Annotated in this window: 12 protein-coding genes and 1 tRNA gene; 1 reads left to right on the top strand and 12 read right to left on the bottom strand. The window is 51.8% G+C overall.

The features are described 5' to 3' along the window. Positions 1-5 precede the first annotated feature (5 nt). The 11 genes from PGRAT_RS08985 to alaS form a co-directional block, all read right to left on the bottom strand. Positions 6-1,322 carry an ABC transporter substrate-binding protein gene (locus PGRAT_RS08985; protein ID WP_025708292.1) on the bottom strand — a complete coding sequence of 439 codons (1,317 nt, stop codon included), beginning with the start codon at positions 1,320-1,322 and terminating at the stop codon, positions 6-8. Positions 1,323-1,358: 36 nt separating this feature from the next. Next, entirely contained in the window at positions 1,359-3,230 is a 1,872-nt protein-coding gene (locus PGRAT_RS08980) for a sensor histidine kinase (protein WP_025708291.1), read from the bottom strand. A gap of 199 nt (positions 3,231-3,429) precedes the next feature. After that, positions 3,430-5,661, bottom strand: coding sequence for a methyl-accepting chemotaxis protein (locus PGRAT_RS08975; RefSeq protein ID WP_238326907.1), 2,232 nt, complete (start codon positions 5,659-5,661; stop codon positions 3,430-3,432). Between the two features lie 261 nt (positions 5,662-5,922). Beyond that, positions 5,923-7,254: a peptidase U32 family protein gene (locus tag PGRAT_RS08970; RefSeq protein ID WP_042266426.1), complete on the bottom strand. Its 1,332-nt coding sequence runs from the start codon at positions 7,252-7,254 to the stop codon at positions 5,923-5,925. A gap of 260 nt (positions 7,255-7,514) precedes the next feature. Further along, a complete protein-coding gene (locus PGRAT_RS08965; RefSeq protein ID WP_025703935.1) occupies positions 7,515-8,447 on the bottom strand; it encodes a peptidase U32 family protein in 933 nt (310 codons plus the stop codon). Positions 8,448-8,507: 60 nt separating this feature from the next. After that, entirely contained in the window at positions 8,508-9,548 is a 1,041-nt protein-coding gene (mltG, locus tag PGRAT_RS08960) for an endolytic transglycosylase MltG (RefSeq protein WP_025703934.1), read from the bottom strand. A 157-nt stretch (positions 9,549-9,705) separates the two neighbouring features. Then, positions 9,706-10,014: a DUF1292 domain-containing protein gene (locus PGRAT_RS08955; protein WP_025703933.1), complete on the bottom strand. Its 309-nt coding sequence runs from the start codon at positions 10,012-10,014 to the stop codon at positions 9,706-9,708. After that, positions 10,007-10,315: a DUF1292 domain-containing protein gene (locus tag PGRAT_RS08950; protein WP_019912423.1), complete on the bottom strand. Its 309-nt coding sequence runs from the start codon at positions 10,313-10,315 to the stop codon at positions 10,007-10,009. The genes PGRAT_RS08955 and PGRAT_RS08950 overlap by 8 nt, the downstream gene beginning before the upstream one ends. 13 nt (positions 10,316-10,328) lie before the next feature. After that, entirely contained in the window at positions 10,329-10,745 is a 417-nt protein-coding gene (ruvX, locus tag PGRAT_RS08945; protein ID WP_025703932.1) for a Holliday junction resolvase RuvX, read from the bottom strand. Continuing rightward, positions 10,745-11,020 (bottom strand): IreB family regulatory phosphoprotein, encoded by a 276-nt coding sequence (locus PGRAT_RS08940; RefSeq protein ID WP_020428254.1) that lies wholly within the window; start codon positions 11,018-11,020, stop codon positions 10,745-10,747. The genes ruvX and PGRAT_RS08940 overlap by 1 nt, the downstream gene beginning before the upstream one ends. Before the next feature lie 401 nt (positions 11,021-11,421). Continuing rightward, the gene (alaS, locus tag PGRAT_RS08935; protein WP_025703931.1) at positions 11,422-14,055 is read right to left on the bottom strand and encodes an alanine--tRNA ligase; all 2,634 of its coding nucleotides are present in this window, start codon (positions 14,053-14,055) and stop codon (positions 11,422-11,424) included. 578 nt (positions 14,056-14,633) lie between these two features. Between alaS and PGRAT_RS08930 the strand changes: the two genes are divergently transcribed. Then, positions 14,634-14,710, top strand: a tRNA-Pro gene (locus PGRAT_RS08930). Between the two features lie 62 nt (positions 14,711-14,772). On the opposite strand, the gene PGRAT_RS08925 is transcribed toward PGRAT_RS08930, so the two are convergent. Beyond that, positions 14,773-15,186 carry a MerR family transcriptional regulator gene (locus PGRAT_RS08925; RefSeq protein ID WP_025703930.1) on the bottom strand — a complete coding sequence of 138 codons (414 nt, stop codon included), beginning with the start codon at positions 15,184-15,186 and terminating at the stop codon, positions 14,773-14,775. Between the last annotated feature and the right edge of the window lie 5 nt (positions 15,187-15,191).

Genomic DNA, 15,191 nt, shown 5'->3' with positions numbered 1-15,191 from the left:
ACAATTTATCTTGATTGCACGGCAGCCGCCTGCGGTACGGGAGAAGCCTGCTGTCCCTCCCGCGCTTCCTTCCATTTCTCATTTAATTCGTCAAAAGATTTCTGCAAATCCGGCGCGGCGAGCAGCTCCTGAATATAATCGCCCGACCAGAAGGACAGCTTCGCCCGGTTCGCCATGTCGATAAAGGCATCCGTCTGCACAGTAGCCTCAACCAGCTTGGGATGATAGGAGAGAAACTCGCTGTATTGCGGCAAGGCTGGCTCTTCCGAGCTGCCGGAGGGAAGGAAATTTGCTGTATAGGCGGTCTTTTTTAAAAAATATTCCACCCAAGCCATAGCCAGCTCCTTATTCTTGCTGAATTTGCTGACCCCGATGAACCAATCGGGATTGAGCGCTGCGTAGTGGGTAGGCTTGTTATCATACGGAAACGGGAAAAAGCCTATATCCTCAGACTTCGCACCGGCATCCAGAATCTGGCGGATTGTCCAGTTCCCCTGCAGGTACATTCCCGTTTCCCCCTTGGCCAGCTTGGTCTTGGAAATCTCCCAGCTGTTGGAGAAGAGCTGGTCCTCCACGTATCCTTTGGCAACCATTGTCCGGGCAATCGCAATCGCTTGGCCCCATTCATTGTCAATCTTCCAGGGATCGTTCTCCTGCACCATGTTGTTCAGATAATCCGGATTGCCGGTCATGTAATTAACCAGGTTGTTGCCCCATTCCCGCAGCGGCCAGACAGCACCGTAATTCATGTACAGCGGGATGATACCTGCCTGTTTCAGCTTGGCACTGGCTGCATAGAATTCATCGAGTGTTTGCGGCACCCGCTCAATCCCCGCTTTTTTAAAAGCCTGCTTGTTGTAGACGATGCCGCTGGTAGTCGAGCCTGTGGACAGCCCGTATCTTTTGCCCTCATAGATGTTAAAAGTCGTGAATTTCTCCTGTGCAGCCAATTCTGCGGGCAGCGGTTCAAAAAAAAGCTTAAGCTCCTTCGCCGGCAGATTCACCGGAAGCAGCAGCACATCTCCGGCATCCTTGGTGGACAGGCGGACCAGTATGTCGGTGGCATAGTTGGACAGGCCCTCGAATTGCACTTGGGCTTCCGGATATTTCTTCTTGAACTCATCGGCATAGCTTTGGAAAGTTCCATCTTCAATCAGGTCAATCCGGTTCGTCAGCATCACAATGGTCCCGGACAATTCGGACGGGCTCTCACTGGTGCCAGGAGACGGCGAAGGCACAGCCTGATTATTGCTGCGGCTGTCACACCCGGCCGACAACAGGAGCAGCCCCAGGATGGTAAGCATGGGCCAACGTAACTTCATCCGTTTCAAGCGGATTCCTCCTCTATTCTGTTCCCTTCATTCCCTGGCGCTCTGGACCTGCAGGGGCAGGGACAAAATAACGTCCGTCCCCTCGCCAGGCCTGCTAAAGACCTCAATGCCATAGGTTGCTCCATAGTGGAGCTGTATCCGCTGATGTACATTTTTCATGCCGATGCCCCCATTGATGCTCTTCTTCGGAGGCATCTCATGCTTCAGGCTGTCATTGAGCTTGTCCAGCGTGGCCTGCTCCATTCCGCAGCCATCGTCGCGGATATGGAACAGAAGCTTCTGCTCTGTGACTTCACATGTGATGCTCAAATGCATCTGGGACTTCGTGTCGTCAAGTCCGTGATAGGCCGCATTCTCAATAATCGGTTGAAAAACCAGCTTAATCATGGAGTAGTTATCCAGCGTCCCGGGAACATCGATCTGCAGGACAAACCTTCCGGGATAGCGGCAGCCCAGCAGTTCAACATAATTGCGGACATACAGCAGCTCTTGCTTCATGGTTGTAGTCCCGGACAGATCACTTGTGCTGTAACGCAGGAGCTTGCCCAGAATGGAGATCATATCGGCGGCTTCCACGTCATCATTAATCTCTGCGGTCATACGGATGGATTCCAGCGTATTGTAAATAAAATGCGGATTGATCTGGCTCTGCAGCGCCTGCAGCTCTGCTTCCTTCTTCTGCTCTTCAATCCGGTAGATATCCTGAATCAGCTGCCGGATGCGGGCAAGCATCCGGTTGAATTGATGGCCCAGCAGTCCGATCTCATCCCGGCGTCTGACGCGGAAAGTCACATCCAGGTCGCCGTTCTGCACCCTTTTCATCAGCTGGATCATTTGGGTCAGCGGCTTCGTCAGCGCAAAGGACAGGATGATCGAAATGATCAGCGCCAGCACAATAATAATCAGGGTGGCCGCAATGGTCGCATTGCGGGTAAGCTTCACCCCGCGGGTCAGTTCATCCACAGGAATAGATATGATGACCTTCCAGTTGGTCTTGGCAGAGCTTGAATATATATTCAGCCGTTCCTTACCGGATACGGTATCATAAAAGCTTCCGGCATTGCCCACAGCCTGCCGGAACAGATGGGTACGGGAAATATCAGTAGTCAGGAGCTTCCGGCCGCTGTCATAGATCACTTTGCCGTTCTCATCCACAATGATTGACTTCCCATGGGTTACGGTATCCAGCTCAGCCACTTGATTTTCCAGATTGCTGATGTTGGCTTCGACTGCGATCAGTCCAATAGGATTCCACAGCCCGTCGACAATTTTGCGGACAACTGTAAAGGCATAACGGGTGCTCTGCAGATTGCTTGTGTACGCCTGCGTGCCAAAAAGCAGCGCCTCGCCGCTGGAATCCCTCGACTGCTCGCTCCAGAACTTGTAGCTCTGCTCCAGATCCAGCCGGACACCGCCGTCCTTGGCAGAATAATATCCGTTGCCGTACCCGTCGAAAATATACACAGAATTCGTTCCCCGCTTAATATTGTTAATAAAAGAAATATTGCCCTCAATGCCCCGCTGAATGGACAGCAGCAGATCGAAGTCGCCGGGAGCCACTTGAGTGCCGCCTCCCTTGCTGTTCATCATCTGCTTTTGTTCATAATAGCGGTTCGAGCGGACCAGGTTCTGCTTGATATCGTTAACATATGCCGGCATGGACGAGATCCGTTTCATATCTTCAATGTAGTCATCAATGGAGTCCATCATCTGATCAATCAGCTTTTCCGAATAGGCTACGGTGTTCGCCTGTATCGATTCGGAGTAGCTTTTGAAACTGATCACACTGATGACTGAAAGCGGAAGCGTAATAATAATCAGAAAGACCAGGAGCAGCTTGCGTTCCATGCCCATGTCTACGATGTAGGACCACCAGCTGTGGCTGCGTTTTGCTTTCATTGGGTCCTTCTCCTCGTTTCAGCTTAACCTAACTTTTCCACAGAACATAACAATTACCTAACAAAATAATTATACGTGTTAGCCTGCCGAAGTACAAGGAATTACTCAGCCCATATGGCGATCCTGTCATACAAAAGCGCCCCGCGCCAGTTGCTGGCTGCGGGACGCTTCAGGACAAGGAATTCGGATTCCCTGATTTCTATTTGATCGTAAACAGTGACAGCTTGTCTTTCAGCTGGGTTGAGGCGCCTTCCAGTTTGCCGGACAGCGCAACGAGCTGATCACTCACATTCTGCTGTTCATTGCTCAGGGAGGCAACCTCTTCCGAGGTGGCTGAAGATTGCTGTGCCACCGCGCTAACATTACTCATGGCATCGGACAAGACACCCTGGGAATGATTCAGGCTGTCGATAGCCCCCGTAACCGACTCCAGGCTGGAGATGAAATCATCCATTTGACCTTGTACGGATACAAAGATCTCGCTGGTGCTCTTCACCGAGGTCATCTGCTGCTTGAAGAGCGGTGCAACCTCAGACAATACGGCCACGGTCTCATTCATTTCAGTAATAATCTTATCGGTAATTCCGGCTACAACGGCAATGGACTGTTTGGACTGGTCGGCCAATTGGCGGACCTCATCGGCAACGACCATAAATCCGCGTCCCGCTTCACCAGCTCTTGCTGCCTCTATCGTGGCATTAAGCGACAGGATGTTCGTCTGCTGCGTGATGTTCTTCATCACGTCCAGTACTTTGATGACCGAGGATACTGTTTCTTTCAGATTATTGACCCGGTCAACCAGCGCAGTGGTCATTTCTCCGGTGCGGCTGGTCTGCGTCAGCAGCTCTTCCAGCTGCTTCGCCCCTTGGCCGCTGGCTTCTCCCACTCCGCGCGCGGCCTCGTCCATCTCGGCATTTGCGGCGATTACGCTCTGCATTTGAGTTCCAATCAAATCGGTAAGCTCATTGCCGCGCTCGGCCTCCTGAGCCAGACTTCCTGCACCGCCGGCTATCTCTTCGGTCGCTGCAGCGATTTCCTTCGCGGAGATTGCTGTCTTGCGGGAAGCATCGCCAAGCTCGCCTGCGGTTTCCAGTACTTCACGGGCCGTATCCGTTGTCTGGGCAACGAGCTCCGTGATCCGCTCCATCATCGTATTAAAGGAAGCAGATAATTCACCGATTTCATCCTTGGATACATATTCGGTGCGTACGCTCAGGTCGCCCTTTGCGCCTTCGACCATCAGATCCTTCAACCGGGCCAGCGGCCGGGCGATCATCCGAACCATCACAATCCCGACCAGAACGGCCAGCACCGCTGCAGCTATGGCGGCCAGGAAGGTGGTGAACAGGATTGGAGTAGCCGCCTTCACCAGTTCACCGGTAGGTACAATGCCTGCCAGCTTCCAGTCCGCTTTGACCATGGGACTGTAGACCGCCAGAACATCTTCTCCGTTTGCATCTTCGGCATCCTGGCTCTTACTGTTCGTTTTGCTCTCCTTAATAAATCCAAGCTCTGATGCTTTGCCATCCTCTTCAGGATTGGACGAAGCAACTACTGTCCCGTCCGGGGAAACGAGCTGAATCCGGGAACCATCCCCAAGGGTAACACTGTCGAAAGCTTCCTCCAGCAGGGTGTTCTTCAGTTCAAGCAGAATGACATAGCCTGAATTGGCTCCGAGGTTTTTAAGCGCTCTGACCATCGCAATATTTTTCCCGTTTTCTCCTGCTACAGCCGTAGGGAACCAATAGTTCTGTGCGGATTTGACTTCTTTTGAATAGTAGCTCTGGTAGTTTTCGGCATTCGCTACCGCTGTCTTGTACCATTCCTGGTCTCTGATGTTGTCCAGCTTCATGCCGGAGCTTCCGCTTGAAACGATATCGTAATCCGTAGATGTTGGAACCAGTGTAATCGCAACGATATTAGAATCCGTTGTCGTTTGGCTGGAAAGCTTCTTACTGATCGCATCCGTAGCCACGAATTTATCATAACTTGACGATGCAGACACCAGGTCTGTCAGGTTGTTCTGCATTTGCGGATCAAAAAAGAGCTGCATCGCCAGACTCTCATATTGTTTAAGCGTAATATCAAGCTTCTCCGAAGTCTGAATAATGGTCTGGCGGTTCGCTTCCGACACATTTTCTTTAATTGTGTTTTTAGCCTTATTATAGGACAACAGCCCTAGAGCCAATACGACTACTACAATTGAGGATAAAAAGATCAGGAACAGCTTCACCCCAACCGACTTATTCGGGTTAACTCTCTTGACCTGGCGAACCGAGCCATGCAGCACTCCCTTGAAGGACAAGGCAGACCCTTTTCCATTGGCTGAGGCCGCTTCCTTAACTGCTGCCTGTTCTACACCTGCCGGGTTTGCCTCAGATTTCTGGACGTTTGACGGCGGTTTCTTGCTGGTCTTATTTTTCTTTGTCAATTTCTGCCTTCTCTCTTTCTTCTCTTCCCCATTGCTGTCCCGTTTAGGAGCAACCATTATAATCACCTGCCAGTTAGATTAAAAGACATATGTAAGCGTTCGCTCTTCTTTATATCGGCAGACTGGGTATAAATACTTAGATTTCTTTAGAAATTACCACAGATTCTTTATATATTTTAGCGATTTTCCATTTTATTCTAACGCAAAAAAAGGAATGCCCCTCCTCTCAGAGGTGCACTCCTGTAATGAACGCAAAATGCACTATTTTTTCTTGCGCATCATGTCGAAATATGCAACCGGCTGGTCTACCTTCATGCGCACCCGCTGCAGCGGATGACGGGCAGCATCCAGCGGCTGGCCTTCCTCATCCCAAATCTCGCCTACCGTCTGCTTGAAGAACGTGTTATCAGGACCGAAGAACTCCACTTCCTGCCCCGGCTTGAAGTGGTTGCGCTGCTGAATGAGCACGGTTCCGCTCGCAGCATCATACTCCAGCACCAGTCCGGCAAAGTCATAAGGGGCCGCCTTTTCCTCAGGCTCATAAATATGGTCCTCATGATCCGGTGTATCATAGAAAAACCCTGTATTCAGCGGGCGGTTCGCCGCTTTCTGCAGCTCTTCCAGCCATTCGGGCTTCAGCACATACCCTTCCGGGTCAGCCATATATGCATCGATGGCTTTGCGGTAAGCGTTGACGACCGTCGCTACATAGTGGATGGACTTCATCCGCCCTTCAATCTTGAAGCTGTCAATCCCGGCTTCGATCAGCTCCGGAATGCTCTCCAGCATGCACAGATCCTTCGAGCCCATGGAGAATGGATTATCCTCCGGCTGATGCAGCGGAAGCTGGGTTACGCCCGGCTGCAGCGGCAGCGGCTGCTGCTGCGCCTGGGCCTGGTCTTCTTCGGATACCCATGCGCCTTCAGGCCGGGCATCCTCGAACAGGTCATATTTCCAGCGGCAGGACTGACAGCAGCCGCCGCGGTTCGAATCGCGGTCCGTGAAGTGGTTGGACAGCACACAGCGGCCGGAGTAGGAGGAGCACATTGCTCCATGAATGAAGCTCTCAATTTCGATATCGACATGCTGCTTAATTTCGGCGATTTCCTCCAGGCTCGTTTCACGGCCGAGGACGACGCGCGGCAGCCCTTCTTCCTTCCAGAAAGACACGGCCTGCCAGTTGAGTGTGGACTGCTGGGTGCTCAGGTGCACCTCAAGGCCCGGCACCAGCCGGCGGGCGGTATCCACGATGGCCGGATCAGCCACGATAATGGCAGCGATCCCCGCTTCATACAGGTTGCGCAGGTATTCTTCAATCCCGGCGATATCTTCATTGTGGGCATAAATATTCGTGGCGACAAAAACCTTGGCGCCGTATTTTTTGGCAAATTCGACGCCTTCGCGCATTTCCTCGAAGCTGAAATTATCCGCCCCCGAGCGCAGGCCGTATTTCTGTCCTCCAATATATACTGCATCCGCACCATAATGTACGGCGAATTTCAATTTCTCCAGATTACCCGCCGGAGCAAGGAGCTCCGGTTTGTCCAGACGGTAACGTTTGCCCTTGTATTGCGGCTTGGTCATGGTTCCCATTCCTGTTCTCCCCTCCATTTCTTTGCTGTATAAAACCAATCAAAAACTTTCCTTTCAGATATGAACGTGACTACGGAAAGTGTTTGGACTTCCGGCCGCTGTTGTCTCCAGATGTTTCTGATTTGTACCGCTTTGCGGATAACATCCGGAGACAAAGGCGGACGCATTCGCTCCTACAGTTCCAAACCTTCCCTCCGTTACTTTATCTTTAAGGTTAAGCTTTAAGTTCGAATTTAAATCAGCAAAGCATTATTTATATTTTAATACACCTGCTCCTTATAAAAGAAGCCAAAAGACAGCTCGCGCTCAGGGTCCTGCAGCGCCCGGATGCCATCCATCCAACTCTCCTGGAAAGCATAACTCTCAGGATCAGCCGCGTAGAGGTCCATGGCATGACGGTAAGCCTTGACGACAGCTGCGTTGTAAGCAACGGGCTTCAGCAGCCCTTCAATCTTCAGGCTGTGCACCCCGGCCTTCAGCAGAAAATGCAGATCCTCCAGAATGCAGATATCATCGGAGCTCATAATATGCGTGCCGTTCACATCCTCATAGATCGGGAACTTCTCATTCGGGCGCTCTGCCTCGATGAGGAACAGGCCGCGCTCCTTGCCCAAGCTTCCGCCATCGCTAGGACGGCCCTGATGAGACATATAGCTCGCCACCAGCTTGCGTTTGGAATGATAAATATTCGTCATACCATGGACCTGCACCTGGGCTTCAACTTCCAGCAGCGGCACCATTTCCGTCATTTCGTCCATATTCAGCTCCCGGGCCAGCACGACCCGCGAAGCGCCCTTGCGCCCCCAGTAATTGGCTGTGGCGTAGTTGGTTGAGGTCATTTCCGCGTTCCAATGCAGCTTCAAAAGCGGGGCTTCCCTCTTTACGGCGGCAAGCACTGCCGGATCGCCGAATTCAACGCCGTCTACACCCAGTTCCCCAATCGCTTGTACATAAGCGGGAAGCTCGTCCAGCAGGCGGTTCGACATTAGGCCGCCGAGGCCTGCATAGACCTTGCAGTCTTGCTCATGGGCCAGCTTAACGACTTCTGCAATATCTTCCAGCGAAAAGTGGCCTGCCAGCCGCATGCCAAAGCGGTCATCGCCAATCAGCAGCGCATCGGCCCCGGCTTTCAGCAGCACAGCTGCTTCTTCCAAGGAAGCGGCTGTCGCCAGCAGCTCCGGTTTGTTATTCATGTTGCATCCTCCTACTTCGCGGTTATTGCCGCATCACACTCTATTTTAATAGGTTACCAGCTAATTTTGTTCACTTTTTTTGATATTGGCTAAATGTTCCTTGTAGGTTTTGCCGAATAAATGGCCTTGTGAGCCATCTTTTTTGGTCACATAGAAATAATAATCCGACGCTTCCGGCACGAGGGCAGCCTGAATGGAAGCAAGTCCGGGACTGCTGATCGGTCCCGGCGGAAGACCTTCATTTTTATACGTATTATAAGGACTGTCTGCCTTCAGATCCTTCTCATACAGCCGCTCCTTCTGCTTATCAAGGAGGTACTGGACAGTTGCGTCGATCTCCAGCTTCTGACCTTTATCCAGCCTGTTATAGATCACACCGGCTACAATCGGACGCTCACTGTCTACTACAACCTCGCGCTCCACAAGTGAAGCCACCGTTAGCAGCTCATGCAGGGAGAGTCCGCGTTCCTTGAGCTTGGCTTGCCAGCCCTGGATAGTGTCCAGCTTCTTCTCAAGCTGCTCCAGCATCGCCTCAACAACCTGCTCCGGGGTGCTCTCCTTCACCAGTTCATACGTTTCCGGGAACAAGTAGCCCTCCAGGCGGTGGCGCAGCTGGCTGTTCTCAGGAATCCCCAGCCTGCTTACCGCTTCAAGCCCCGCTCCCGAATCTATAATGTTCAGGAATACTTCAGGCTTCTGATTCCAGGCAGCAGCAAGCTTATCTGCAATCTGCTTGGCTGTATATCCTTCAGGAATCGTAAAGACCACTGTCGCCTTCTTCACCACATCCCCTGCATTCAGACGGGCAATAAGGGCATCATAGGTATCCCCTGGAGCAGCGGTATACGTGCCGGCCTTGAAGCTGGACCCTTCCTTGACCCACTTCAAGTAGCCTTTGAAAAACAAACCTTTTCGAATAATGCCGTTTTCTTCGAGCAGGTCAGCAATTTCCGAGCTGCCCATCCCCTTCTCTATCGTAAACGTTACCGGTTGGCCCGGCTCCACTGGCTGCATGCCATTCCAGATGTACCAGGCCCCCCCGCCTCCCAATGCTGCCAGCAACAGGATGATAATGAGCACTGTGCGGATTGCCGCTTTCAAATGTCACTCCTCACTTTCCGACTATAAAGTATAAAATTGTATTGTCTCAAATTCAACATATATTTTGCGGACATATGCCGCACAAGCAAAAAGAGCGCGGAAAAATTCCGCCCTCCTCTTCCGTGCCAAACTTTGATATCGCCTGTCTAACTGCAGCTTATTCGCTCTCGTCAACGGAAAAAGTCAGCTCGTCATACAACTCGGAGACATCTTCCCATTCCTCGTCATCCACGATGCTCTCCAGTTCAGGAAGCCCGTCAGGAGAAACCACAATCCGCAGAATCTCCTGTTCGGCGCCCTTCCCGGAATCGGCCAGCACCGCATACGCGCGGCTGCCGACTTCAAACTCGGCAATAATATCGTAAACGGAAGATTTGCCCTGCTCGTCTTCCAGTTCTACTGTTTCTCCATATGCTTCTTTGAGTTTTGAAGTCCAAACCACCTGATCGGCGGAAAAATCAGTCATTCCCCGCTCCTCCGTCCAGCTCATCCACCAACGTATTGAAGGTCTCCTCAACAATCGCCCATTCCTCGTCATTCTCGATCATAAAGAGCTGAAGATCGTCACCGTCTTCTTCATAACGGAACGCATACACCTCATCGCTCTCTTCATCCTCGGAATCCAGCGGAACCACCATCATATACTTGGCATCCGAACCGTCAACTTCAAACTTCATAATGACCTCAAATTCCTCTTCATTACCTTCCTCGTCGGGAATATAGATAATTTCCGGTTCTTCTTCTTGGCCAATCTGCTCGTTTGTCAATCCAACACACCCCTCACCTTTTACTGTTAGCATCCAAAAAATTTTGCAAAATCAGGGCTGCGGCCATTTTGTCCACAATCCCTTTGCGTTTCTTCCGGCTGACGTCCCCTTCAATCAGCATCCGTTCAGCGGATACCGTCGTCAGACGCTCATCCCAAAGGTGTACGGGCATTTCGAGCTCTTCCCGCAGCTGATCGGCAAATTCGATACAGATCTCACCACGGGGTCCTACTGAGCCGTTCATATTCTTCGGAAGGCCGACTACAATCTCTCCAATCTCATGTTCCTTGACCAGTTCGCGGATACGCTCAAACTCATTGCCGTTCCCGCGCCGTTCAATGGTCTCCAGAGCTTGCGCCGTCCATCCAAAAATATCGCTTGTGGCGACTCCAATTCTACGGTCGCCGTAATCCAGACCCAGCTTCTTCATCATTTCGGATTATCCACCCGGTGATTGACGAGGTAGAATCGAACCAGTTCCTCAATCAGCTCATCACGTTCTTTTCTCCGGACCAAACTTCTCGCATTGTTGTGGCGCGGAATATAAGCCGGATCCCCGGAAATAAGATACCCTACGATCTGATTGATGGGATGATATTCCTTCTCCACCAGCGCATCGTATACTGCGAGCAGGATTTCCTCGGAAGAAGCTTCCTTCTCATCGCCCTTCACATTGAATTTGACCGTTTTGTCCATGGAGTCCATTTGTGACACCTTCCTTCTGCAAAATCACCCGCTTCTTGGGCGGCTTCGCAAAGTTGCTGCTGTACAGCTGACTTGCTGCCCTCATCATAACATATTCAATGCCCAACCAGGAAATCCCACGGCCGTGATAACGCTTTTTTTGGCATTTCGTCTACAAAATTAGTGTTTTTTTTGGTTTTTAAGCTATTGCAGATTATCGCTGAAAGTGAATATTACCAAAAAATATACATTTTCCTGATTCTCCTGAATAAAGCAGCGGTACTGAGAATATACCCTCAGTACCGCTGCGGTAAACCTGCAACTCAGTCGTCTTTACCATTGATCCAAGGCTGCAAAACCCGGAAATCCCTTATGTTTCACAGCAGATTCAGAAGCCTGCTCCAGAAATTTGCTTCAGCAGCTTAAGCCAATGCGGCTACAAGCTCTTCTGCCTTCACAAGGGCCTCGCCCAGCTTGGAAGCGTCCTTGCCGCCGGCTTGCGCCATATCCGGACGCCCGCCGCCCCCGCCGCCGCATACCGCTGCGATTTCTTTCACCAGCTTGCCGGCGTGGAAGCCTTTTTGGACGAGGTCTTGCGGAACCGAGACGACAAAGTTGACCTTGTCATCCATAGCCGCGCCAAGCACAAGTACGGCATCCGGCAGCTTGGATTTCAGTTCATCGGCAGTGGAGCGCAGTGCGTCCATATTGCCGGCCTGAACGGCAACCGCGAGCAGTTGTGTTCCGCCGCCTACTGTTTTTACACTGCTGGTCAGTTCGGCAGCAAAAGTGGCGCTCAGCTTGGACTGCAGGGATTCATTCTCGCGGGACAGTTCACGGACCTGGACATGCAGGGCTTCAATCCGCTTCGGCACATCGTTCAGTGAAGATTTCAGCAGTCCTGCCGATTGCTTGAGCAGATCCAGCTGGCTTTCGGTGAACTGGTATGCATAACGTCCGGTGACCGCTTCGATCCGGCGAACACCGGAGCCAATACCGCTCTCACTGACCAGCTTGAAGATTCCGATCTGCGAGGTGTTCAAGACATGGATACCGCCGCACAGCTCCAGACTGTAATCGCCCACCTGAACCACGCGGACGATGTTGCCGTATTTCTCACCGAACAGTGCCATTGCTCCCATAGCCTTAGCTTCATCAATCGGCTTGTTCTCAATGACCACATCCAGGCCGCGCCAGATTTGCGCGTTCACCCGGTGTTCGATGTCGCTCAGCTCTTCCGGTGTAATGGCCCCGAAATGCGAGAAGTCAAAACGCAGACGGGCGCCTTCTACTAAAGAGCCGGCCTGATTCACATGACTGCCAAGCACTTCTTTCAGCGCTTTGTGCAGCAAGTGGGTTGCCGTGTGATTCTTCACAATGTCTTCGCGCTGCTCCCGGTTCACTTCAGCACGGACGCTGTCGCCCACTCTCAATTCACCGGCTTCTACAGTGACCAGGTGAACATGCTGGCCATGCGGAGCCTTGAACAGCCCGGTTACCTTGGCCGTGACCGAACCTCCGGTCAGAAGGCCGGTATCGCTGACCTGGCCGCCGCTTTCGGCATAAAACGGCGTTGATTCAAGAATAACCTGGCAGTCTGCACCTTCGCCTGCCGTTTCCACCAGTTCGCCATCTGCAACTATAGCCAATATTTTTGACTCTGCTACGATGTCATTATATCCAACAAATTCACTTTTAACCGTCAGTTCAGCCAGCGGCCCGCCTTGAACCTTCATGCTGCCGCCGTCCTGGCGGGCTGCTCTGGCACGGTCCCGCTGCTCCTGCATCGCAGCGTCGAAGCCTTCCCGGTCTACGGTGAGGCCATGCTCGGAAGCAAAATCCTCCGTCAGATCAAACGGGAAACCGTAGGTGTCGTAGAGCTTGAACGCGTCTGCACCGGCGATGGCACTCAGGCCGTCAGCTTTTGCTTTGGCGCTGATTTCGCCCAGAATTGCCAGACCGTCGGACAGCGTTTCGTGGAAACGCTCTTCTTCGGTGCGGATGATTTTGGCGATGTATTCGCGGTTCTCGACTACGGATGGATAGTAGACCCCCATCACTTCACCCACAGTTTCGGTAAGGCCGAACAGGAATGGACGGTCCAGACCCAGTGTCTTCCCGTAGCGCACTGCGCGGCGGAGCAGACGGCGGATAATATAGCCGCGGCCTTCATTGGAAGGGAGCACGCCGTCACCCACGGCAAACGTTACCGTACGGATGTGGTCGGCAATGACCTTCAGCGCAATATCCTGCTCCAGATTGTCCTTATAGGTGACACCGGCAAGCTTCGCGGTCTTCTGGATGATCGGCTGGAACAGATCAGTGTCGAAGTTGGAATCCACATCCTGCAGAATGGACGCGAAACGTTCCAGACCTGCGCCTGTATCAATATTTTTGTTCGGAAGCGGCGTGTAGCTGCCGTCTTTGTTGTGGTTGAACTGCGAGAACACGAGGTTCCATACTTCGAGCCAGCGTTCATTTTCCCCGCCAGGATACATTTCCGGATCGGACAAGTCGCTGCCGTAGGCTTCGCCGCGGTCATAGAAGATTTCCGAGCAAGGGCCGCAAGGGCCTTCGCCGATATCCCAGAAGTTGTCGTCGCCCAGCTTGATGATGCGCTCTGCAGGCAGCCCGACTTTTTCATTCCACAGCTTGAACGCTTCTTCGTCCTCGGCATATACCGTTACGGAAATACGGTTCGGATCAAAGCCGATCCACTCCTTGCCGGTCAGGAACTCCCAAGCCCAGGTAATCGCTTCTTCCTTGAAGTAGTCACCGATGGAGAAGTTGCCCAGCATCTCAAAAAACGTATGGTGGCGGCGCGTTTTGCCCACATTCTCGATATCGTTGGTACGAATGCATTTCTGGGAGTTGGTCAGACGCGGATTCTCCGGAATTTCCCGGCCGTCAAAATAAGCCTTCAGCGGTGCCATCCCGGCATTGATCCACAGCAGCGAGGGGTCATTATGCGGCACGAGCGATGCGCTCGGCTCAATTCGGTGGCCTTTGCTCTCAAAAAACTGCAGCCATTTGGAACGGATTTCACTTGCTTTCATCATGTACACCCCTGTCTTATAGTGATTGAAACAAGCAGAAAACGGCTTCACCGTCCTTTTAAAGGACGGTACCGTTTCAGCGAGAAATATAAGGAACATTTATTGCGTGAAGCATATAAACTCTTATATTTACACAAAAACGCCCCTGAATAAATTCAGGGACGATGATTATCGCGGTACCACCCTGGTTATCGCCTTATTCCGTTAGTGCACGGATAATAGCAGACGATCGCCTTGTGCGGCTGTTAACGGGCGCCCCCGGCGGGATTTCCCCGCACTCCGAAATCAGCTTTCCACCGGCCTGCCTTCAAGGTCCTCACAGCCAATTGCGAATACGATCGCAAAGGAACCTCTTCTCTGATCAAGCCATTCTCCGGCGTACTCCATTTCATCAATGTGTTGTCCGATTTGCATTTTAACATTTCAAGTATAGCCAGCGCCCCTATATCTGTCAATCTCGGGCAGGGAAAAGGGTGAAATATAGAAGCAAAATGATTATTTACAGCGCTTCCGTACAGGCGTATAATGTGGATTGTTTAGAACCCTTCTGCGGTTAACAACGGGTGAACCCGTAATGACGAGACGTGGCTCAGCTTGGTAGAGCGCTTGCTTCGGGAGCAAGAGGTCGCAGGTTCAAATCCTGTCGTCTCGACCATATTTTAATGACTAAACCCTTAATTTATAAGGGTTTTTTGTTTGAAATTATATGTTGTCCATTCAATCCGATGAACTGGCATGCCAAGCCTTCAGCATCTCTTGAGCTTTTTGCGGATCGTCCATGAGCAGGGTCCGATACTCCAGCATCCAGTTCAGGGTATCCAGCATCTGATCGTATTCTTCCTTCTTGTGTTCGATCTCTTTCTTCTTGCCTTGAATCCACTCTATAATCTGCAGGTTAGTGAGCGCATTGGTATCGTGATCCTGCAGGGCCTCCTTCAGTTCAGCCAGCGAACAGCCGATGGACTGAAACTTCTTGATGAGCTTGAGCCGCTCAATTGCCTCTTCAGAGTAATTGCGGTAATTGTTGCTTTCCCGCCGGACATGCCGGCCATCCAGCAAGCCTTCCTTTTCGTAAAAGCGGATCGTATGGATCGTTAATCCCATCTTGTCCGCCAGTTCCTGAATTTTCATAATCC

This window comes from Paenibacillus graminis (assembly GCF_000758705.1).
Taxonomy (GTDB): Bacteria; Bacillota; Bacilli; order Paenibacillales; family Paenibacillaceae; genus Paenibacillus_AQ; species Paenibacillus_AQ graminis.
This window is presented reverse-complemented; position numbering and strand designations above follow the sequence as displayed.

Bases quoted from the DNA above. Each gene is read 5' to 3' on its own strand.
- PGRAT_RS08985 (WP_025708292.1), bottom strand. From the start codon at position 1,322: ATGAAGTTACGTTGGCCCATGCTTACCATCCTGGGGCTGCTCCTGTTG.
- PGRAT_RS08980 (WP_025708291.1), bottom strand. From the start codon at position 3,230: ATGAAAGCAAAACGCAGCCACAGCTGGTGGTCCTACATCGTAGACATG.
- PGRAT_RS08970 (WP_042266426.1), bottom strand. From the start codon at position 7,254: ATGGGAACCATGACCAAGCCGCAATACAAGGGCAAACGTTACCGTCTG.
- PGRAT_RS08965 (WP_025703935.1), bottom strand. From the start codon at position 8,447: ATGAATAACAAACCGGAGCTGCTGGCGACAGCCGCTTCCTTGGAAGAA.
- PGRAT_RS08955 (WP_025703933.1), bottom strand. From the start codon at position 10,014: ATGACTGATTTTTCCGCCGATCAGGTGGTTTGGACTTCAAAACTCAAA.
- ruvX (WP_025703932.1), bottom strand. From the start codon at position 10,745: ATGAAGAAGCTGGGTCTGGATTACGGCGACCGTAGAATTGGAGTCGCC.
- PGRAT_RS08940 (WP_020428254.1), bottom strand. From the start codon at position 11,020: ATGGACTCCATGGACAAAACGGTCAAATTCAATGTGAAGGGCGATGAG.
- alaS (WP_025703931.1), bottom strand. From the start codon at position 14,055: ATGAAAGCAAGTGAAATCCGTTCCAAATGGCTGCAGTTTTTTGAGAGC.
- PGRAT_RS08925 (WP_025703930.1), bottom strand. From the start codon at position 15,186: ATGAAAATTCAGGAACTGGCGGACAAGATGGGATTAACGATCCATACG.